The organism is Kitasatospora sp. NPDC056446, from assembly GCF_042796115.1.
In the GTDB taxonomy this organism is placed as follows: Bacteria; Actinomycetota; Actinomycetes; order Streptomycetales; family Streptomycetaceae; genus Kitasatospora.
On record NZ_JBHTRF010000019.1, the window covers coordinates 86086 to 104025 of the forward strand.

Below are 17940 nucleotides of genomic sequence, written 5' to 3' on the forward strand. Positions count from 1 at the left end.
CTCACGCCTCCTTGAACGGGAAGCCCAGAGCACGCAGGAGCGCCCGGCCCTCGTCGTCGGTCTGAGCGGTGGTCACGACGGTGATGTCCATACCGCGCTGACGGTCGACCTTGTCCTGGTCGATCTCGTGGAACATAACCTGCTCGGTCAGACCGAAGGTGTAGTTGCCACGGCCGTCGAACTGCTTCGGGGAGAGGCCACGGAAGTCACGGATACGCGGCAGGGCCAGCGACACCAGACGGTCCAGGAACTCCCACATGCGGTCACCACGGAGGGTGACGTGCGTGCCGATCGGCTGGCCCTCGCGCAGCTTGAACTGCGCGATGGACTTGCGAGCCTTGGTCACGGCCGGCTTCTGACCGGTGATCGCGGTCAGGTCGCGGATCGCGCCCTCGATCAGCTTGCTGTCACGGGCGGCCTCGCCGACACCCATGTTGACGACGACCTTGACCAGGCCGGGCGTCAGCATGACGTTCTCGTACGAGAACTGCTCCTGCAGCTGACCCTTGATCTCGGAGTTGTAACGCTCCTTGAGACGGGGGGTCACCTTCTCAACAGTCGTCTCAGACATCAGATGTCCTCACCGGTTCGCTTGGCAACGCGGATCTTGTTGCCCTCGTCATCGAAGCGGTAGCCAACGCGGGTGACGACCTTCTTGCCGTCCTTCTCCACGACCAGCTGGACGTTGGAGACGTGCACCGGGGCCTCGACGGTGACAATGCCACCCTGAGTGCCCGGGCCCGGCTTGGTGTGCTTCTTGACCCGGTTCACACCCTCGACCAGGACCTTGTTCTCGGCGGGCATGGCCTGGATGACCTTGCCCTGCTTGCCGCGGTCCTTGCCGGTGATGACCTGAACCAGGTCACCCTTCTTGATCTTCATGCTGTTCGCCATGGGTTAGAGCACCTCCGGCGCAAGCGAGATGATCTTCATGAACTTCTTGTCACGCAGCTCGCGGCCCACCGGGCCGAAGATGCGGGTACCGCGGGGGTCACCATCGGTGTTCTTCAGAACGACCGCGGCGTTCTCGTCGAACCGGATGTACGAACCATCCGGACGACGGCGCGACTTCACGGTGCGGACGACGACGCACTTGACGACGTCACCCTTCTTGACCGAACCGCCGGGGATCGCGTCCTTGACGGTCGCGACGATGACGTCCCCGATACCGGCGTAGCGGCGACCGGAACCACCGAGAACGCGGATGCAAAGGATTTCCTTCGCGCCCGTGTTGTCGGCGACACGCAGTCGCGACTCCTGCTGGATCACAGCTTTCTCCTGATCGTCAACGAGAGCTGACGGGCCGGCCGCTGCTCACACCAGCGCCCACGAGGGGCCTGGTGCACATACGGCCGTACCGCATCAACTTCGTTACTTGGCCTTCTCGAGGATCTCGACGACGCGCCAGCGCTTCGTCGCGGACAGCGGGCGGGTCTCCGCGAGGAGGACCCGGTCGCCGATGCCGCAGGCGTTCTGCTCGTCGTGCGCCTTCAGCTTGTTCGTACGGCGGATGACCTTGCCGTACAGAGCGTGCTTGACGCGGTCCTCGACGGCGACGACGACGGTCTTGTCCATCTTGTCGCTGACGACGAGACCCTCACGGGTCTTGCGGAAACCGCGCGTCTCGTTGGTGTTCTCAGTCATCAGGCGTTCTCCACCGTCTCGATGCCCAGCTCGCGCTCGCGCATCAGGGTGTAGATCCGCGCGATGTCCTTACGGACGAGCTTGAGCCGTCCGTGGTTGTCGAGCTGCCCGGTCGCCGCCTGGAAGCGGAGGTTGAACAGCTCCTCCTTGGCCTCACGGAGCTTGGCAACGAGACCCTCGTTGTCCAGCTCGCGGAGGTCAGCAGCCTTGGTGCCGGCCGACATCAGCTCTCACCTGCCTCGCGCCGGATGATCCGGCACTTCATCGGGAGCTTGTGAGCTGCGCGGGTCAGCGCCTCACGAGCCACCTTCTCGTTGGGGTACGACAGCTCGAACATGACCCGACCCGGGTGCACGTTCGCGATCCACCACTCGGGCGAACCCTTACCGGAACCCATGCGGGTCTCGGCCGGCTTCTTGGTGAGCGGACGGTCCGGGTAGATGTTGATCCAGACCTTGCCGCCACGCTTGATGTGACGGGTGACGGCGATACGAGCGGACTCGATCTGCCGGTTCGTCACGTAGGCCGGGGTGACGGCCTGGATGCCGTACTCGCCGAAGGCGAGCTCGGTGCCACCCTTGGCAGCGCCACGACGCTTGGGGTGGTGCTGCTTGCGGTGCTTGACCCGACGGGGGATCAGCATGACGGTCAGGCCTCCGTTCCGGTGTTCTCGGCAGCCGGAGCCTCGGCGGCCGGGGCCGCGGGGGCCTCGGCAGCGGCGGGGCGACGGCCACGGCCACCGCGCTCGCCACCACGGCGCTCGCCACCGCGGGCGGGACGACCACCCTCGGGACGGGCCGGGCGGTTGCCCGAGCGGGCAGCGGCGTTCTCAGCGCGGACCTCGGCGATGTTCTTGACGTCGCCCTTGTAGATCCAGACCTTCACACCGATGCGGCCGAAGGTCGTCTTGGCCTCGAAGAAGCCGTAGTCGACGTTCGCGCGCAGGGTGTGCAGCGGCACACGGCCCTCGCGGTAGAACTCCGAGCGGCTCATCTCGGCGCCGCCGAGACGACCGGAGCACTGGACCTTGATGCCCTTGGCGCCGGACTTCATGGTGCCCTGCATCGACTTGCGCATGGCACGACGGAAGGAGACGCGGGAGGACAGCTGCTCCGCGACGCCCTGAGCCACGAGCTGGGCGTCCAGCTCGGGGTTCTTGACCTCGAGGATGTTCAGCTGGACCTGCTTGCCGGTCAGCTTCTCGAGGTCGCCGCGGATGCGGTCGGCCTCGGTGCCACGGCGGCCGATGACGATGCCGGGGCGAGCGGTGTGGATGTCGACGCGGACGCGGTCGCGGGTGCGCTCGATCTCGACCTTGGAGATGCCGGCGCGCTCCATGCCCTTCGTCATCATGCGACGAATGGCAACGTCTTCCTTGACGTAGTCCTTGTACAGCTTGTCGGCGTACCAGCGGGACTTGAAGTCCGTGCTGATGCCGAGACGGAACCCGTGCGGGTTAACCTTCTGGCCCATTACCGGGTCCCTTCCTTGCTGCTGACGACCACGGTGATGTGGCTGGTCCGCTTGCGGATCCGGTAGGCACGGCCCTGGGCGCGCGGACGGAACCGCTTCAGGGTCGGGCCCTCGTCAACGTACGCCTCGGAGATGTAGAGGTCGTCCACGTTGGAGTGGTTGTAGTTGTGCGCGGCGTTGGCAATGGCGCTGTCGAGCACCTTGCCGACCGGCACGGTGGCGGCCTGCGGAGCGAAACGCAGGACGGCCTGGGCCTCCGTGGCCTGAAGGCCACGGATGAGGTCCACCACGCGGCGGGCCTTCATGGGCGTGACGCGGATGTACCGCGCCTGGGCCCTGGCTTCCATGGTTGTCCCCTTAATGGAGTAAGTCATTGAGTCGTTCTGGCGGTGAAGCTCAGGCGACTAGCGACGCTTCGACTTGCGGTCGTCCTTGACGTGGCCGCGGAAGGTGCGGGTCGGAGCGAACTCGCCCAGCTTGTGGCCGACCATCGACTCGGTGACGAACACCGGGACGTGCTTGCGACCATCGTGAACCGCGATCGTGTGGCCGAGCATGGCCGGGAAGATCACGGAGCGACGGGACCAGGTCTTGATGACGTTCTGGGTACCCGCCTCGTTCTGCGCGTCCACCTTCTTGAGAAGGTGGCCGTCGATGAAGGGGCCCTTCTTGAGACTGCGCGGCATCTGACCTGCTCCTAGCGCTTCTTGTTGGTCTTGCGGCGGCGCACGATGAGAGCGTCCGACGCCTTCTTCGGGCGACGGGTGCGACCCTCCTTCTGGCCCCACGGCGAGACCGGGTGGCGACCACCAGAGGTCTTACCCTCACCACCACCGTGCGGGTGGTCGATCGGGTTCATGGCGACACCACGCACGGTCGGGCGGACGCCCTTCCAGCGCATACGGCCGGCCTTGCCCCAGTTGATGTTCGACTGCTCGGCGTTGCCGACCTCGCCGACGGTCGCGCGGCAGCGCGCGTCCACCAGGCGGATCTCGCCGGAGGGCATGCGCAGGTGCGCCATCTTGCCCTCACGCGCCAGCAGCTGAATGCCGGAGCCGGCCGAGCGGGCCAGCTTGGCACCGCCGCCGGGACGCAGCTCCACCGCGTGGATGGTGGTACCGACCGGGATGTTGCGCAGCGGCAGGTTGTTGCCCGGCTTGATGTCGGCGCCGGCGCCGTTCTCAATCCGGTCGCCCTGCGTGATGCCGCGCGGGGCGATGATGTAGCGCTTCTCGCCGTCCGCGTAGTGCAGGAGCGCGATGCGCGCGGTGCGGTTCGGGTCGTACTCGATGTGCGCGACCTTGGCCGGCACGCCGTCCTTGTCGTGACGACGGAAGTCGATCACGCGGTAGGCGCGCTTGTGACCGCCACCCTGGTGGCGAACGGTGATCCGACCGGCGTTGTTACGGCCGCCCTTGCTGTGCAGGGGGCGAACCAGCGACTTCTCCGGCGTGGACCGCGTGATCTCTACGAAGTCGGCCACGCTGGAGCCACGACGGCCCGGCGTAGTCGGCTTGTACTTGCGGATGCCCATTTGGCTCTCTCGTCCTCGTCCTTATCGACGATCACGATCTCCGTTAGGAGACCGGACCACCGAAGATGTCGATGCGGTTGCCCTCGGCCAGCTTCACGATGGCGCGCTTGGTGTCCTTGCGCTTGCCAAAGCCCGTCTTGGAGCGCTTGCGCTTGCCCTGACGGTTGATCGTGTTGACAGCCTCGACCTTGACCGAGAAGACCGCCTCGACGGCCTGCTTGATCTGGGTCTTGTTGGCGCCCGGCGACACGATGAACGTGTACTTGTTCTCGTCGAGAAGGCTGTAGCTCTTCTCGGAGATGACCGGCTTCACCAGGACGTCACGGGGGTCCGTGAACGTCTTGCTCGTGATCTCTGCAGCCATCAGGCGGCGCTCCCTTCGAGCTCGCCCTCAGCAGCCACGGCCTTGGCGGACGCGGCGGGACCCGCCACGAAACGCTCGAAGGCGGCCTGGGTGAAGACCACATCGTCGGAGACGAGCACGTCGTAGGTGTTCAGCTGACCGGCGTCCAGGATGTGCACGTGCGGCAGGTTACGAGCGGACTTCAGGCCCAGCTCGTCCTCGCGCTCGACGACCAGGAGGACGTTCTTGCGCTCGGTGATCTTGCCGAACAGGCTCTTGGCGGCCTTGGTCGACGGCGCCTCGGTCGCGGTCACGTCGGTGACGACGTGGATGCGGTTGTGGCGGGCCCGGTCGGTGAGCGCACCGCGCAGAGCGGCGGCGATCATCTTCTTCGGGGTCCGCTGCGAGTAGTCGCGCGGCACGGGACCGTGCACGACGCCACCGCCGGCGAACTGCGGCGCACGGGTCGAGCCCTGACGGGCGCGGCCGGTGCCCTTCTGGCGGTACGGCTTCTTGCCGCCACCGCGGACCTCGCCACGAGTCTTGGTCTTGTGGGTGCCCTGACGGGCCGCAGCGAGCTGCGCCACGACGACCTGGTGCATCAGCGGAACGCTGACCTTCGCGTCGAAGATCTCGGCCGGCAGCTCGAGGCTGCCGGTCTTGTCACCCGAGGGCGACAGGATGTCAATGGTGCTCATATCCTCACAGCCCCTTCGCCGCAGTGCGGACGAGGATGAGGCCGCCGTTCGGGCCCGGGATTGCGCCCTTGATCAGGAGCAGCCCCTTCTCCGCGTCAACGGCATGGATGGTCAGGTTCTGGGTGGTCACACGCTCGTGGCCCATCCGGCCGGCCATCCTCACGCCCTTGAACACGCGACCCGGGGTGGCGCAGCCACCGATCGAGCCGGGCGAGCGGTGCTTGCGCTGCACACCGTGACCGGCGCCGAGGCCCCGGAAGTTGTGGCGCTTCATGACACCGGCGAAGCCCTTGCCCTTGGAGGTGCCGGTCACGTCGACCTTGACACCCGCCTCGAACAGCTCCGCGGTGATCTCCTGGCCCAGGGTGTACTCGGACGCGTCCGAGGTACGGAGCTCGACCAGGTGGCGGCGCGGGGTGACACCGGCCTTGGCGAAGTGGCCCGCGAGGGGCTTGTTCACCTTGCGGGGGTCGATCTCGCCGAAGCCGATCTGGACGGCGTCGTAGCCGGCCGGGCTGTCTGCGGTGTGGACCTGGGTCACGACATTGGGCCCAGCCTTGACGACGGTCACCGGGACGACCCGGTTGTTCTCGTCCCAGACCTGGGTCATGCCGAGCTTCTCGCCCAGGATGCCCTTAATCTGCTTAGCCATCTTCGGTGCGCCTCTCAGAGCTTGATCTCGATGTCGACGCCAGCCGGCAGGTCGAGACGCATGAGCGAGTCAACCGTCTTCGGCGTGGGGTCGAGGATGTCGATCAGACGCTTGTGAGTACGCATCTCGAAGTGCTCGCGCGAGTCCTTGTACTTGTGCGGCGAGCGGATGACGCAGTACACGTTCTTCTCAGTGGGCAGCGGCACCGGGCCCGCGACCTGCGCACCAGTACGAATCACCGTCTCGACGATCTTCTTCGCCGAGGAGTCGATGACCTCGTGGTCGTAGGCCTTGAGCCGGATGCGGATCTTCTGTCCCGCCATGGCTACTCAGTAGTCCTTTGTCTTCAGTCACTGCACGGCTACCCTCCGACCCCCGCGCTCGGGCGTGTCGCACTCGCGCTTGCAAAAAACCGGCGAAGAAGCTCGTCGGTTTCAAACTTTCGGGGTAGAGGAGCCGGATCGAGGCCCCGCACACGCTTCCCGGAAGATTCCCGTACTTTCGCCCCGCAGCTGCCGTGGCGTAGAACTCACGCTTGACGGCCATCACGGGAACGACGAGTAGATGGGACTCGCTTCCGGTCCTCCCGGCGGGAGGCGCGCAGCATCGGCACTCAACCGAGCAACTTGGACATACTGCCACATGGAGCAGCCCGGATGCCAATCGGGGCCGGTGAGGTACCCCTCACCGGCCCCGATCAGGTGATCCCGCAGGTCAGTGCTTGCGCCAGAGGATCCAGCCGTTCTTCGTGCTCACCTTGTCCACGTACCACGCGCTGGGCCGGTCCGGCCAGTACGACTCCGGCGACTTTCCCTCGGCCGGCAGACCGGTGACTATGGCCGTCGCCTCCTGCGGGATCTCCTGCCAGCGCGGGTCCCGGTACCAGACCCGGCCCTGGTAGACCTCGTAGGTCTGCGCCATCCGCAGGCCCCACTCCATGTCCCAGGCGATCACCAGGTTGTCCTTGGGCTTGATCCCGGCCTCCTTGGTGAAGCCGGTCGCCTCGAACTTGCGCCAGTCCGAGTGCGAGTAGGAGACCCGCTCGGTGATCGTCGCGGTCGCGAAGCCCGCGAACAGCGCCAGGCCGACGGTGACCGCCCAGAGGCCCTTGCGCCCGGCGGCGATCCGGAACAGGTAGGCCACCAGCAGCAGCGCGAAGGCCGCCATGGTCGCCCGGGCCATCTGCAGGCCGCTCCAGTTGGCGGTGAGGAAGGAGGTGTCCGGCAGCGACCAGCCGATGAACACCTGCTTGTAGAGCCGCCAGCTCGCGTACTGGGTGACCACCACGTAGCAGAGCCCCGTGACACCGCCCGCACCCAGGATCAGGTAGCCGATCTGTCGGCGGCTGAGCCTGGTCAGCACAGCGGCGCCGGTCACGAACATCGCCGGCACCAGCAGCGACAGGTAGCGGGCGTACACCCAGTTGTCGATCCGGCCGTCCTCCGGCAGCGCCGCCGAGGAGGCCAGCGCGACGCCGCACATCAGCGCGACCATCGCCGCGCCGACCACCCGCGAGGCGCGCGGGATCCGGCTGCTGAAGAGCCCGAACAGACAGACCGCGATCGCCAGGCCCGCCATGCCCCAGGTGGAGACCACCAGGTACCAGATCTGGCCCAGCGAGCGGGTCAGCGTGCGGCCCAGCAGCTCGGGGTTGGTGAAGCCGTCTATGGCCTGCGTGCCGACGGTGCTGTCCGGCACCGCGAACTGCTTGAGCAGCCAGGCGGCCAGCACCTTCGCCGCGCCGAAGCCCGCGCCGAGCACCACCAAGGCGACCACGCTCGTACGCCACGGCGCCCAGCGGAAGACCAGCGCCAGCACGACGGCCAGGCCGGTCAGCCCGACCACCACGCCGCCGCGGTCGTGCGTGGCCATCGAGTACGCCGCCGAGGCGGCCATGCCCGCGGCGTACCAGTACCGCCGCTTCGTGGTCTCCTCGGAGAGCCAGCCGTGCATGCAGACGACCCAGCACAGGATCAGCACCGGCAGCACGGTGTCGGCCATCGCGAACTGCGAGTAGAAGATCACCGGGGGCAGCAGCGCGGCGGCGAAGGCGAAGCCGTACGAGAGCATCCGGCGCACGCCCAGGCGCCGCAGCGCGACGTAGGCGAGCGGGAACACCAGCGCGTTGAGCACCGCGTTGATGCCCATGATCAGGTGGTACGCCATCACCGGGTCGTCGGACAGGCGCAGCGCCGGGGAGATCAGCAGCGCGTAGCCGCCGGGGATGACCACCCCGACGGGCATCTCGGTGGTCGGCCGGCCCGCCAGCACGCGCGCGAGGACGAGGTACGAGTCCTCGTCCGCGTGCACCGACGGGTAGCTCATGTGGCGGACCAGGACCAGCCGGAAGACCAGCTGGACCAGGTAGCCCCCGATCAGGACGGCCGGCCAGAACCGTCGGTGGGTGGCTGCCCGCAGGGCCCACGCCTTCACCCGGAGAACCGGGTCGGTCTCCCCCTGGGTGCCGGTCGGCCTCGGTCTGGTCTCATCGAGGTCGTCGGGCTGCGCCTCGACGGCCTTTGCTGGACTTCGCACTGAACTCCGACTCTTCCCCTGGTTGGTCCGGCTCCGACTGCCGCCCGGCCGGTTTGTGAAGGTCACGCTAACAATCAACGCGGAGCGCACACACGCGGGTTCGAAGGCAGCACCCGAACCCCGCTTCACCCGATGGACGGGCCGGTTCCATATCACACTCGTCGCGCGACTCATCGTAGCCGTACCCCAAGAGCGTGCCACAGCTCGCCGGTGGAGCGGCTGCCGGGCCTTCCGCCGCCCACGAACCCCCGAACCCGGGCGGATATGGTGAGCACCGCGCAGTCCCCCTACCTCCACGACCACCGGCCCGGAGTCTCCTGCCCATGTCTCGCACTGCACGAAAGGGGTCGGTCCTGACGGCCGGCCCTCCCCTGTCGGAGGCCCTCGGCCGGAAGAACGGCTTCGGCCTCCTGCGGCTGGTGCTCGCCCTCGCGGTGATCTTCGCCCACGCGATGCCGCTCGGGATGGGCAAGCCCGACCTCGGACTGCTGGAGAGCCGCGGCCAGACCAACGTCGGCGCGATCGCGGTGAGCGGCTTCTTCGTGCTGTCCGGCCTGCTGATCACCCGCAGCGGCATGCGGCTGTCCCCGGCGCGCTTCCTCTGGAACCGCGCCATCCGCATCCTGCCCGGGCTGTGGGCCTGCCTGCTGCTGACCGCCTTCGTGGTCGCCCCGGTCGTGGCCTACCACCAGGGCCGGCTGGCGGGCTTCTGGTCCCACCCGGAGGGCCCGCTGGCCTACCTGAAGGCCAACTGGTCGATCGGCGTCTACCAGTGGGGGATATCGGGGCTGCTGGACCACGTCCCGCACCCCACCGCCTTCAACGGCTCGGTCTGGTCGCTCGCGTACGAGGTGCTCTGCTACCTGATGGTGGTCTCGCTGGCGGCCCTCGGCGTGCTGCGGCGGGCCCGCTGGGCCGTCACGCTGATGATCCTCGGGCTCTACGGCTACGTGGTGTACCTCGCCGCGGACTTCCACCTGCTGCGCGCCCCCGAGTACGCGCCGGCCGGCCTCCCCGGGTGGCAGCTGCCGTTCCTGGGCGGCATCAGCATGGACATGTTGATGCCGTTGGTCCTGATGTTCGGCCTCGGCGCCCTCGCCGAGCTCTACAAGGACCGGCTGCCGATCAACGCGGTGCTCGCCGTCCTGGCCGCCGCCGTCTTCCTCGGCAGCGCCCGGTACGGCGGCTTCACCGTCCTCGGCCTGCCCGCCTTCGCCTACCTGCTGATCTGGCTCGCCTGCCGGATGCCGGGCCCGCTCACCAAGGTCGGCGCCAAGGTCGACCTCTCGTACGGGGTGTACATCTACGCCTTCCCGATCCAGCAGTGCCTGGCGCTCTGGGGCGTCAACAAGCACGGCTACTGGGCCTACACCGCCGCCTCGCTGGCGCTCTCGGTCACCGCGGCGTTCTGCTCCTGGCACCTGGTGGAGAAGCCCGCGCTCAAGCTGAAGGACCTGGGCCTGCGCAAGCCCTCCCGGCCGCAGGAGGGCCCGCAGGCCGCACCCGCGCGGCCGCTGTCCGAGGTGGCGCCCTGACCGCGGGGCACCCGGAACGGCACCGGGCCCGGTACGCGGACTGCGTACCGGGCCCGGATCGTTTTCCGGAGGCCCCGGAGCGGGGCCGGCGCGGGGGCCGGCTCAGGCCCGGCGGCCGGCCACGTGGCTCAGCATCGCCCCGACCCCCCGCATGCCCGCCTTGCGGCCGGCCGCGGGGATCAGGCTGATCGCGTGCAGCCGGGACGAGACGTACCGGCGGGAGATGGCCGCGGCGCGGTGCCAGCCGTGGGCGTCCAGCCGGTCGCCCGTCTCGCGGAAGAAGCGACGGGCCTCCTCGAAGCGCTTGCCGGTGAACGCCGTGACCGAGGACTCGCTGACCGCGTGCCGCCGGTAGCTGAAGCACACCTCGGGCATCACCGCCAGCGACACCTCCGCGAGCAGCAGGTCGACGATGATCGCGAGGTCCTGGATGACCCCCAGGTCCGACCGGAAACTGGCGTTCTGGATGTCCTTGGTCCGCCAGCAGATCGACGGGAAGTACAGCCAGTCGCCGCGCATCAGGCTCATCGCGAGCGGCTCGCCGGACATCCGGACCGGCGCGGGGTTCCGCGGCGCGTACAGCCTGCGCTTGACGGTGTCCGCGAGGCTCGTCGTGGGCTGCCCGTCGGCGTCGATGACCAGCACGCCCGGCTGCACCATGCCGACGTCGGGGAAGCGCCGCAGCGCCTCCCTGATCACCCGGAGGTAGTTCGGGTGCATCAGGTCGTCGCAGCCCATGAGCACCAGGTACTCGTGCTCGGCGAGCTCGACGCAGCGGTTGAAGTTGCCGCTGACGCCGAGGTTGTTCTCGTTCCGGAAGTACCGCACCCGCGGGTCGGCGAGGGACTCGAACCAGCCCGGTACGTCCGGTTCCTTGCCATCGTCGACGACCGTCAGACGCCAGTCGTCCCCGTCCTGGGCCAGCACACTGCGGACGGCGTCCTGCATCAGCCGGACGTCGCCGTAGTACGGCATCAGGATCTCGAATCGGGACATCTGCAGGACCTAGACCTTGCCAATGAGCTCGGGCCGACGGGCGGCGGTTCGGGTGGCGGGCTCGATCGCCTTCACGTTCGCCGGCATCCGGCGGATGAGGGCGAGCAGCAGGACCAGGCCTGCCCGGGCCAGGTAGATCGTGGCCTTGATCGGGGAGGCGGACGGCGTGCCGGTGGTCCGCTCGCGCATCGCGACCGGGACCTGGCGGATCACGAAGCCGCAGCGGGCGGCGCCGACCATGCTCTCGATGGTGTCGCCCAGGTACTCGACGGGGTACCAGTGCGAGAAGAACTCGATCATCGGCTTGTTGCAGGCCTTGAAGCCCGAGGTGGTGTCGGTCAGCCGGGTCCGGGCGACCTTCGACAGCACCACGGAGAGCAGCTTCATCGCCCAGGCGCGCGGGCCGCGCACCTTGTACGAGCCCTCGCCGGCGAAGCGGGCGCCGATGACCAGGTCCGCCGTGCGGAGCTGCTCCAGCAGCGCGGGCACGTAGGCCGGGTCGTGCTGGCCGTCGGCGTCGCACTGGATCGCGACGTCGTAGTCGTGCAGGTGCGCGTAGCGGTAGCCGAAGCGCATCGCGCCGCCGACACCGAGGTTGTACGGCAGCTGGGCGACCTTGGAACCGTGGGCGGCGGCGACGGCGGCGGTGCTGTCCGTCGAACCGTCGTCGACCACCAGGGTGTCCACGCCGGGGAGCTTCTGCTGGATCTCACGGAGGATCTTGGGCAGACCCTCCGCCTCGTTCCAGGCGGGCAGGATGATCAGTACCCGCTTGCCGTCGATCATGCTTTCACCTCGGGGTCGGTCGCGCTGTTGCCCGTGCGCGCAATCGGGAAGTCATGGTGCTCGGCGAGGTGGGCTCGCATCATCGCGACGTCCTCGGCCAGGGTGCGGGTCTCGGCTTCGAGGCGGCTGGTCTCCCAGCTGAGGTGCACGCAGACCAACAGGACCAGCAGGAAGCCGGCGAACAGCACCAGGCTCACGCCGGAGGCCACGCCAAGTCGCCGTGCGGTCGAGTCCAGGAGCCGCGGGAAGAACCCCAGCGGCGCGACCACCAGACCGATTCCGAGCCAGAGCGCCGCGTACTTCTCCCGGAGCTGCTGACGGCGCAGCAGCTCCAGGATCCACACGAGCACCAGCACGCCGGTGATCGAAGTCAGCACACTCAGCTGCACGATGGATCTCGCCTTTCTCGCGTGGGTGAGGCACATAGTAGAGATGCGGAGATGACGGTCGTTCTCCGGGGGATCAGTGGTGACACTGTGATCAACCGGCGGAGACTGTGACCCGCGGAACACCGGCCTCGGCGCCGCGCACGCTACCGGCGCCGCGAAGCGCCAGCAACATGACCATGAGCACCACCAGCGGACCGGCGGTGTAGGCGGCCTCCACCCGACCGGCCGGGGAGCCCGGCAGACAGGTGACCAGCAGCAGCGTCACGGTGCCGAGCACCCAGCCGAGCAGCTGCCGGCGGTGGTGGCCGCGGGCGATGACCGCCTGGCCGACCACCGTGGCGAGCAGGTAGGCGAGGGTGCCCACCGAGAGCCAGAGGAAGTCCACCGGGCCCAGAGCATGCCGGTCCGCGTTGAACGCGACGTGAATCAGCCATGGCCCCAGGACCACGGCGGGCACTCCCCCGAGCACGCCGAGAGCCCCCACCATGGCACAGGTCTTGGTGAGGAGTTTACGGAAGCCGGACCGGTCCCCGGTCGCCACCGCCGTCGACAGCCCCGACATCAGGGAGGCCTGCAGCGCGCCGAACACGAACAGCGGGACCCGGCTGAGCACCATCGCGCCGGTGAAGGCGCCGACCAGCACGGCCTGCGAGGGCGCCAGCACCTGGATGCTGAGCACGGCGGCGTTCGCGACGAACTGCGCCAGCAGGAAGGAGAGGGTCAGCATGCCCAGCCCGCTGTACAGCTCCCGCCAGCCGACGGCCGGGCCGGGCAGCGCGATCCGCAGCGTCCGCGGCAGGCTCACCAGCACGGCCAGCACCGGGGAGACGGCCAGGACCAGGCTGAACGCGAGCGCGGAGTGCACGCCCGCCAGGAGCAGGCCGACCGAGAGGACCATCCGCAGCAGGCCGTCCAGCCCCAGCTGGAGGCCGTACGCGCCGAAGTGACCGAGTCCGGCCAGCACCCCGCGGGTCAGGTAGCAGGCGGCCGGTCCGACGAAGGCGGCGGCCAGCGCCACCACCAGGCCCCGGTCGCCGTGGAAGAACGTGTCGGCGATCTGCCGGGAGAACACCCCCAGCCCGGTGAGCACCACCAGCAGCAGCCCGCCGGTCAGCACGGCCGCCTTGCGCAGCACCGGGCCCGCGCCCTCGCCCCGGGCGGCCCGGGCGGCGATCACCCGGGTCAGCTCCTGCTCGACCGGGAAGAACAGCCCGAGCGCGAAGGACATCGCCAGCGTCCACAGGACGTTGACCTCGGCGATCGAGTCCCGGTCGAGCGCGTGCCCGGCCACCCCGAGGTGCACGTACGAGGCCACCCCGAGGACGACCGTCCCGACGCCGACCGCCAGCAGTCCCGGCGGCAGCGCGCGGGTCAGCCGGCCGAGCACGCCGCTCACCGCTCGGCCGCGGGGCGCAGTGCCCGGAACGCCGGGCGCTCCAGGGCCTCGGCCAGCATGGCCCGCCACTCGGGCAGCGGCGCCAGTCCGGCGGCGGCCCAGCGGTCGTGGGCCAGCACGCTGTAGGCGGGGCGGACGGCCGGGCGCACGAACGCCTCCGAGGTGGTCGGGCGGATCCGCTCCGGGTCGAGCCCGCTCAGCGCGTAGCTCTCGCGGGCCAGTCCGAACCAGGTGGTCCGGCCTCTCGCGGTGCCGTGGTAGACCCCGGCCGGAGCCCGCCCGGCGAGGGCGGCCCGGCCGAGCTCGACCAGCCGGCCGGCCAGCGCGTACGACCAGGTCGGCTGGCCGTGCTGGTCGTCGACGACGTCCAGGGTGTCCCGCTGGGCGGCCAGCTTGAGCATGGTGGCCACGAAGTTCGGGCCGTGCTCGCCGTACAGCCAGGCGGTGCGCACCACGTAGCCGTGCTCCGGGAGGAGCTCGGCCACGGCCCGCTCCCCCACCAGCTTGCTCCGGCCGTACGCGTTGACCGGCGAGGTCGGGGCGTCCTCCGGGCAGGGCTCGGTGGCGTCGCCGGGCAGGACGTAGTCGGTGGAGACGTGCAGCAGCCGGGCGCCGGCGGCGGCGCAGGCCGCCGCCAGGTGGCGGACGCCGGTGCCGTTGACGGCGGTGGCGGCCTCCTCCTCGGCCTCCGCCGCGTCGACGTTCGTCCACGCGGCGCAGTTGACCACGATGTCGTGGCCCTCGACGGCGGCCCGCACGGCGGCGGCGTCGGTGATGTCGAGGTCGGCCCGGCGCAGCGCGGTGACCTCGGCGGTCGGGTCGGCGGCCAGCACCGACAGCAGGTCCTGCCCGAGCATCCCGGCCGCGCCGGTGACCAGCCAGCGCACGGGCCCGGCGGCGTTCGCGGTCACTTGGCCAGGGCCGCCTTCTGCTTCAGCGGCTCCCACCAGGCGCGGTTCTCGCGGTACCAGGCGATGGTCGCGGCGAGGCCGTCCTCGAAGCGGACCTGCGGCTCGTAGCCGAGCTCCTCACGGATCTTGCTGATGTCGATCGAGTAGCGCAGGTCGTGGCCCTTGCGGTCCTCGACGTGCCGGACCATGTCCCAGCCGGCGCCGGCGGCCTCCAGCAGCAGGCCGGTCAGCTCCTTGTTGGTCGCCTCGGTGCCGCCGCCGATGTTGTAGACCTCGCCGGCCCGGCCGCCGCGCATGACCAGCTCGATGCCCCGGCAGTGGTCCGAGACGTGCAGCCAGTCGCGGACGTTGCCACCGTCGCCGTACAGCGGCACCTGCTTGCCGTCGATCAGGTTGGTGGTGAACAGCGGGATGACCTTCTCCGGGAACTGGTAGTGCCCGTAGTTGTTGGAGCAGCGGGTCACCACGACGTCCATGCCGTGGGTGCGGTGGTAGGCCAGCGCCAGCAGGTCGGAGGAGGCCTTGGAGGCCGAGTACGGGGAGTTCGGCACCAGCGGCCAGGTCTCGGTCCAGGAGCCCTCGCTGATCGAGCCGTACACCTCGTCGGTGGAGATGTGCACGAAGCGGCCGACGCCGTGCTTGCGGGCCGCGTCCAGCAGGACCTGGGTGCCCACGACGTTGGTCAGCACGAACGGGCCCGCGCCGGCGATCGACCGGTCCACGTGGGACTCGGCGGCGAAGTGCACCACCACGTCGTGGCCTGGCATCACCTCGTCGACGGCGTCCGTGTCGCAGATGTCGCCCTGGACGAAGGTGTAGCCCGGGTGGTCCGCCACCGGGGCCAGGTTCTCCAGGACGCCCGAGTAGGTGAGCTTGTCAAAGACGGTGATCCGGGCGCTCTCGTCCGCTCCCAGGAGCTGACGGACGAACTCCGAACCGATGAATCCGGCGCCGCCGGTCACGAGGATGCGCATAATGCGCGTAGTCTACCGTCGCCGATCGGCCCCCTCGAACGGCCCTGGACGGGCCGTCCCCGGCTCTCACTTAAGCTGCTCGCATGCGTGGAATCCTCCTGGCCGGCGGGACCGGCTCGCGCTTGTGGCCACTCACTCGGGCGGTCTCGAAGCAGCTGCTCCCGGTCTTCGACAAGCCGATGATCTACTACCCGCTCTCCACCCTGGTGATGGCGGGGATCAGCGAGATCCTGATCATCACCACCCCCGCCGACCGCGAACAGTTCGAACGCCTGCTGGGCGACGGCTCGCAGTTCGGCCTCAAGCTGGAGTACGCCGTCCAGGAGAAGCCCGAGGGCATCGCCCAGGCCTTCGTGCTCGGCGCGGACTTCATCGGCGACGACTCGGTCGCCCTCATCCTCGGCGACAACATCTTCCACGGCAGCGGCCTCGGCACGCGGCTGGCCGAGCACACCGACGCCCCCGGCGGCCGGGTCTTCGCCTACCCGGTGGCCGACCCGACCGCGTACGGCGTGGTCGAGTTCGACGAGCACGGCCAGGCGATCTCCATCGAGGAGAAGCCCGAGAAGCCCAAGTCCCGCTACGCCGTCCCCGGCCTCTACTTCTACGACAACCAGGTCGTGGAGATAGCCCGCGGCCTCAAGCCCAGCGCGCGCGGCGAGCTGGAGATCACCGCGGTCAACGACGCCTACCTGCGCCGGGGCGAACTGAACGTCACCATCCTGGATCGCGGCACGGCCTGGCTGGACACCGGCACCTTCGTCTCGATGGTGCAGGCCTCGGAGTTCGTCCGGGTCATCGAGGAGCGCCAGGGCTTCAAGATCGGCTGCATCGAGGAGGCCGCCTGGCGGGCCGGCCTGATCGGCTCCGAGCAGCTGCGCGAGCTCGCCGAGCCACTGCTGAAGAGCGGCTACGGCCAGTACCTGCTGGCCCTGCTGGACGAGGAGGACGCCCGGTGAAGTTCCGCGAACTGAGCATCGAGGGCCTGGTCGAGGTCACCCCGCAGCTGCACGGCGACCCGCGCGGCATGTTCACCGAGTGGTACCGCTTCGACCGGCTCGCCGAGGTCGTCGGGCACCCGCTGCGGCTGGCCCAGGCCAACCTCTCGGTCTCCTCGCGCGGCGTGGTCCGCGGCATCCACTTCGCCGACGTGCCGCGCGGCCAGGCCAAGTACGTGACCTGCGTGCGCGGCGCCGTGCTGGACGTGATCGTGGACCTGCGGGTCGGCTCGCCGACCTTCGGCCGTTGGGAGGGCGTCCGCCTCGACGACGTGGACCGCCGCTCGGTCTACATCCCCGAGGGCCTCGGCCACGGCTTCTGCGCGCTGACCGACGACGCCACGCTCTCGTACCTGTGCTCCGAGACGTACAACCCGACCGGCGAGCACTCGGTCCACCCGCTCGACCCCGACCTGGGCATCGAGTGGCCGGCCGAGGAGGCCCTGCTGTCGGCCCGCGACGCGGCCGCGCCGTCACTGGCGGAGGCGGTCTCCACCGGCCTGCTGCCGGTGTACGAGGAGTGCAAGGCGTTCACCGAGAGCCTGCGCACCCAGGGCTGAGGCCCCGCCACGACGCACGAAGGCCCGGCCGGAGGAATCCGGCCGGGCCTTCGCACGTCCCGGTCACTTGTCCCGGAACACCCAGTACTTGTAGCCGAAGTAGTTCACCAGCGACAGGACCACCAGCGGAATGGCCCTGGCGAGCAGGTAGAACAGGCCGAGTTTCACGAGCCCGCCCACCAGCAGCACGGTGCTGATCCAGTTGGCGGACGCGAGCAGCATGTAGCGCACGGTCTGCTTCCCGACCGGCGACGAGCTCCCGAACGCCCAGATCCGGTTGAGCAGGAAGTTCACGGTGAATCCGGCCAGGACGCCGCAGAGCGTGGACAGGGCCAGGGGCAGGCGCAGGACGCCGTGCAGCACGTACAGGGTCCCCATGTCGATCACCGTGCTGGTGACACCGCTGGCCAGGAAGCGCACGGCACTATGGCCGAGAAGTCCGGCAACGCGGCCCTTCGCGGAGGTTTCGGACGCTTCCGCGGGCAAATCCAGTGAAGTCACGGGGGAATCGTAAGG

25 protein-coding genes are annotated in these 17940 nt (G+C 69.1%); 3 read left to right on the forward strand and 22 right to left on the reverse strand.

From position 1 onward, the window contains the following. Position 1 precedes the first annotated feature (1 nt). The 15 genes from rplE to ACFQ6N_RS14780 form a co-directional block, all read right to left on the reverse strand. Positions 2 to 571, reverse strand: coding sequence for a 50S ribosomal protein L5 (rplE, locus tag ACFQ6N_RS14710; protein ID WP_030393302.1), 570 nt, complete (start codon positions 569 to 571; stop codon positions 2 to 4). Next, a complete protein-coding gene (gene rplX, locus ACFQ6N_RS14715) occupies positions 571 to 882 on the reverse strand; it encodes a 50S ribosomal protein L24 (protein WP_030055828.1) in 312 nt (103 codons plus the stop codon). The genes rplE and rplX overlap by 1 nt, the downstream gene beginning before the upstream one ends. Positions 883 to 897: 15 nt before the next feature. Beyond that, positions 898 to 1269, reverse strand: a complete 372-nt coding sequence (rplN, locus tag ACFQ6N_RS14720) for a 50S ribosomal protein L14 (RefSeq protein ID WP_030393301.1) — start codon at positions 1267 to 1269, stop codon at positions 898 to 900. Positions 1270 to 1371: 102 nt separating this feature from the next. Then, entirely contained in the window at positions 1372 to 1644 is a 273-nt protein-coding gene (gene rpsQ, locus ACFQ6N_RS14725) for a 30S ribosomal protein S17 (RefSeq protein ID WP_110670527.1), read from the reverse strand. Then, positions 1644 to 1868, reverse strand: coding sequence for a 50S ribosomal protein L29 (rpmC, locus tag ACFQ6N_RS14730; protein ID WP_063348970.1), 225 nt, complete (start codon positions 1866 to 1868; stop codon positions 1644 to 1646). Before rpmC ends, rpsQ begins: the two co-directional genes overlap by 1 nt. Continuing rightward, positions 1868 to 2287, reverse strand: a complete 420-nt coding sequence (gene rplP / locus ACFQ6N_RS14735) for a 50S ribosomal protein L16 (protein WP_030055824.1) — start codon at positions 2285 to 2287, stop codon at positions 1868 to 1870. The genes rpmC and rplP overlap by 1 nt, the downstream gene beginning before the upstream one ends. Positions 2288 to 2292: 5 nt before the next feature. Continuing rightward, positions 2293 to 3117, reverse strand: a complete 825-nt coding sequence (rpsC, locus tag ACFQ6N_RS14740) for a 30S ribosomal protein S3 (RefSeq protein ID WP_030263494.1) — start codon at positions 3115 to 3117, stop codon at positions 2293 to 2295. Next, positions 3117 to 3464: a 50S ribosomal protein L22 gene (gene rplV / locus ACFQ6N_RS14745; RefSeq protein ID WP_380460882.1), complete on the reverse strand. Its 348-nt coding sequence runs from the start codon at positions 3462 to 3464 to the stop codon at positions 3117 to 3119. The genes rpsC and rplV overlap by 1 nt, the downstream gene beginning before the upstream one ends. 57 nt (positions 3465 to 3521) lie before the next feature. Beyond that, positions 3522 to 3803 (reverse strand): 30S ribosomal protein S19, encoded by a 282-nt coding sequence (gene rpsS / locus ACFQ6N_RS14750; RefSeq protein WP_030055821.1) that lies wholly within the window; start codon positions 3801 to 3803, stop codon positions 3522 to 3524. Positions 3804 to 3814: 11 nt separating this feature from the next. Continuing rightward, positions 3815 to 4651, reverse strand: coding sequence for a 50S ribosomal protein L2 (gene rplB / locus ACFQ6N_RS14755; RefSeq protein WP_030393297.1), 837 nt, complete (start codon positions 4649 to 4651; stop codon positions 3815 to 3817). 43 nt (positions 4652 to 4694) lie between these two features. Further along, positions 4695 to 5015 (reverse strand): 50S ribosomal protein L23, encoded by a 321-nt coding sequence (rplW, locus tag ACFQ6N_RS14760; RefSeq protein WP_374106590.1) that lies wholly within the window; start codon positions 5013 to 5015, stop codon positions 4695 to 4697. Next, positions 5015 to 5692, reverse strand: a complete 678-nt coding sequence (rplD, locus tag ACFQ6N_RS14765) for a 50S ribosomal protein L4 (protein ID WP_380649290.1) — start codon at positions 5690 to 5692, stop codon at positions 5015 to 5017. Before rplD ends, rplW begins: the two co-directional genes overlap by 1 nt. A 4-nt stretch (positions 5693 to 5696) precedes the next feature. Continuing rightward, the gene (gene rplC, locus ACFQ6N_RS14770; protein ID WP_350503569.1) at positions 5697 to 6344 is read right to left on the reverse strand and encodes a 50S ribosomal protein L3; all 648 of its coding nucleotides are present in this window, start codon (positions 6342 to 6344) and stop codon (positions 5697 to 5699) included. Between the two features lie 14 nt (positions 6345 to 6358). Further along, complete coding sequence (gene rpsJ / locus ACFQ6N_RS14775; protein ID WP_012785157.1) at positions 6359 to 6667, reverse strand: 30S ribosomal protein S10; 309 nt, start codon at positions 6665 to 6667, stop codon at positions 6359 to 6361. A gap of 391 nt (positions 6668 to 7058) precedes the next feature. Continuing rightward, positions 7059 to 8879: a phospholipid carrier-dependent glycosyltransferase gene (locus ACFQ6N_RS14780; RefSeq protein WP_380649291.1), complete on the reverse strand. Its 1821-nt coding sequence runs from the start codon at positions 8877 to 8879 to the stop codon at positions 7059 to 7061. A 323-nt stretch (positions 8880 to 9202) separates the two neighbouring features. Between ACFQ6N_RS14780 and ACFQ6N_RS14785 the strand changes: the two genes are divergently transcribed. Further along, the gene (locus tag ACFQ6N_RS14785) at positions 9203 to 10414 is read left to right on the forward strand and encodes an acyltransferase family protein (protein WP_380649292.1); all 1212 of its coding nucleotides are present in this window, start codon (positions 9203 to 9205) and stop codon (positions 10412 to 10414) included. 102 nt (positions 10415 to 10516) lie between these two features. Here the strand turns inward: ACFQ6N_RS14785 and ACFQ6N_RS14790 are convergent, their stop codons facing one another. The 6 genes from ACFQ6N_RS14790 to rfbB all read right to left on the reverse strand — a co-directional run bounded on the left by ACFQ6N_RS14790 (position 10517) and on the right by rfbB (position 15866). Then, positions 10517 to 11410, reverse strand: coding sequence for a glycosyltransferase family 2 protein (locus ACFQ6N_RS14790; protein WP_380649293.1), 894 nt, complete (start codon positions 11408 to 11410; stop codon positions 10517 to 10519). A gap of 9 nt (positions 11411 to 11419) precedes the next feature. Beyond that, positions 11420 to 12196 carry a glycosyltransferase family 2 protein gene (locus ACFQ6N_RS14795; protein ID WP_380649295.1) on the reverse strand — a complete coding sequence of 259 codons (777 nt, stop codon included), beginning with the start codon at positions 12194 to 12196 and terminating at the stop codon, positions 11420 to 11422. Continuing rightward, positions 12193 to 12573, reverse strand: coding sequence for a DUF2304 family protein (locus ACFQ6N_RS14800; RefSeq protein WP_380649296.1), 381 nt, complete (start codon positions 12571 to 12573; stop codon positions 12193 to 12195). The genes ACFQ6N_RS14795 and ACFQ6N_RS14800 overlap by 4 nt, the downstream gene beginning before the upstream one ends. 103 nt (positions 12574 to 12676) lie before the next feature. Beyond that, positions 12677 to 13972, reverse strand: a complete 1296-nt coding sequence (locus tag ACFQ6N_RS14805) for a lipopolysaccharide biosynthesis protein (protein ID WP_380649298.1) — start codon at positions 13970 to 13972, stop codon at positions 12677 to 12679. Between the two features lie 5 nt (positions 13973 to 13977). Further along, positions 13978 to 14892 (reverse strand): dTDP-4-dehydrorhamnose reductase, encoded by a 915-nt coding sequence (gene rfbD / locus ACFQ6N_RS14810; RefSeq protein ID WP_380649300.1) that lies wholly within the window; start codon positions 14890 to 14892, stop codon positions 13978 to 13980. Then, positions 14889 to 15866 carry a dTDP-glucose 4,6-dehydratase gene (rfbB, locus tag ACFQ6N_RS14815; protein ID WP_380649301.1) on the reverse strand — a complete coding sequence of 326 codons (978 nt, stop codon included), beginning with the start codon at positions 15864 to 15866 and terminating at the stop codon, positions 14889 to 14891. Before rfbB ends, rfbD begins: the two co-directional genes overlap by 4 nt. An 83-nt stretch (positions 15867 to 15949) precedes the next feature. On the opposite strand from rfbB, the gene rfbA reads away from it, so the two are divergent. Next, a complete protein-coding gene (gene rfbA, locus ACFQ6N_RS14820) occupies positions 15950 to 16825 on the forward strand; it encodes a glucose-1-phosphate thymidylyltransferase RfbA (protein ID WP_380649302.1) in 876 nt (291 codons plus the stop codon). After that, positions 16822 to 17424, forward strand: coding sequence for a dTDP-4-dehydrorhamnose 3,5-epimerase (rfbC, locus tag ACFQ6N_RS14825; protein WP_380649303.1), 603 nt, complete (start codon positions 16822 to 16824; stop codon positions 17422 to 17424). Before rfbA ends, rfbC begins: the two co-directional genes overlap by 4 nt. Before the next feature lie 63 nt (positions 17425 to 17487). Here the strand turns inward: rfbC and ACFQ6N_RS14830 are convergent, their stop codons facing one another. Continuing rightward, positions 17488 to 17844, reverse strand: coding sequence for a GtrA family protein (locus ACFQ6N_RS14830; RefSeq protein WP_380649305.1), 357 nt, complete (start codon positions 17842 to 17844; stop codon positions 17488 to 17490). Positions 17845 to 17940 lie beyond the last annotated feature (96 nt).

What these genes read in the sequence shown, in the direction of transcription:
- rplE (WP_030393302.1), bottom strand. Translation starts at nt 571, where the DNA reads ATGTCTGAGACGACTGTTGAGAAGGTGACCCCCCGTCTCAAGGAGCGT.
- rplX (WP_030055828.1), bottom strand. Translation starts at nt 882, where the DNA reads ATGAAGATCAAGAAGGGTGACCTGGTTCAGGTCATCACCGGCAAGGAC.
- rpsQ (WP_110670527.1), bottom strand. Translation starts at nt 1,644, where the DNA reads ATGACTGAGAACACCAACGAGACGCGCGGTTTCCGCAAGACCCGTGAG.
- rpmC (WP_063348970.1), bottom strand. Translation starts at nt 1,868, where the DNA reads ATGTCGGCCGGCACCAAGGCTGCTGACCTCCGCGAGCTGGACAACGAG.
- rplP (WP_030055824.1), bottom strand. Translation starts at nt 2,287, where the DNA reads ATGCTGATCCCCCGTCGGGTCAAGCACCGCAAGCAGCACCACCCCAAG.
- rpsC (WP_030263494.1), bottom strand. Translation starts at nt 3,117, where the DNA reads ATGGGCCAGAAGGTTAACCCGCACGGGTTCCGTCTCGGCATCAGCACG.
- rplV (WP_380460882.1), bottom strand. Translation starts at nt 3,464, where the DNA reads ATGGAAGCCAGGGCCCAGGCGCGGTACATCCGCGTCACGCCCATGAAG.
- rpsS (WP_030055821.1), bottom strand. Translation starts at nt 3,803, where the DNA reads ATGCCGCGCAGTCTCAAGAAGGGCCCCTTCATCGACGGCCACCTTCTC.
- rplB (WP_030393297.1), bottom strand. Translation starts at nt 4,651, where the DNA reads ATGGGCATCCGCAAGTACAAGCCGACTACGCCGGGCCGTCGTGGCTCC.
- rplW (WP_374106590.1), bottom strand. Translation starts at nt 5,015, where the DNA reads ATGGCTGCAGAGATCACGAGCAAGACGTTCACGGACCCCCGTGACGTC.
- rplD (WP_380649290.1), bottom strand. Translation starts at nt 5,692, where the DNA reads ATGAGCACCATTGACATCCTGTCGCCCTCGGGTGACAAGACCGGCAGC.
- rplC (WP_350503569.1), bottom strand. Translation starts at nt 6,344, where the DNA reads ATGGCTAAGCAGATTAAGGGCATCCTGGGCGAGAAGCTCGGCATGACC.
- rpsJ (WP_012785157.1), bottom strand. Translation starts at nt 6,667, where the DNA reads ATGGCGGGACAGAAGATCCGCATCCGGCTCAAGGCCTACGACCACGAG.
- ACFQ6N_RS14785 (WP_380649292.1), top strand. Translation starts at nt 9,203, where the DNA reads ATGTCTCGCACTGCACGAAAGGGGTCGGTCCTGACGGCCGGCCCTCCC.
- ACFQ6N_RS14790 (WP_380649293.1), bottom strand. Translation starts at nt 11,410, where the DNA reads ATGTCCCGATTCGAGATCCTGATGCCGTACTACGGCGACGTCCGGCTG.
- ACFQ6N_RS14795 (WP_380649295.1), bottom strand. Translation starts at nt 12,196, where the DNA reads ATGATCGACGGCAAGCGGGTACTGATCATCCTGCCCGCCTGGAACGAG.
- rfbB (WP_380649301.1), bottom strand. Translation starts at nt 15,866, where the DNA reads ATGCGCATCCTCGTGACCGGCGGCGCCGGATTCATCGGTTCGGAGTTC.
- rfbA (WP_380649302.1), top strand. Translation starts at nt 15,950, where the DNA reads ATGCGTGGAATCCTCCTGGCCGGCGGGACCGGCTCGCGCTTGTGGCCA.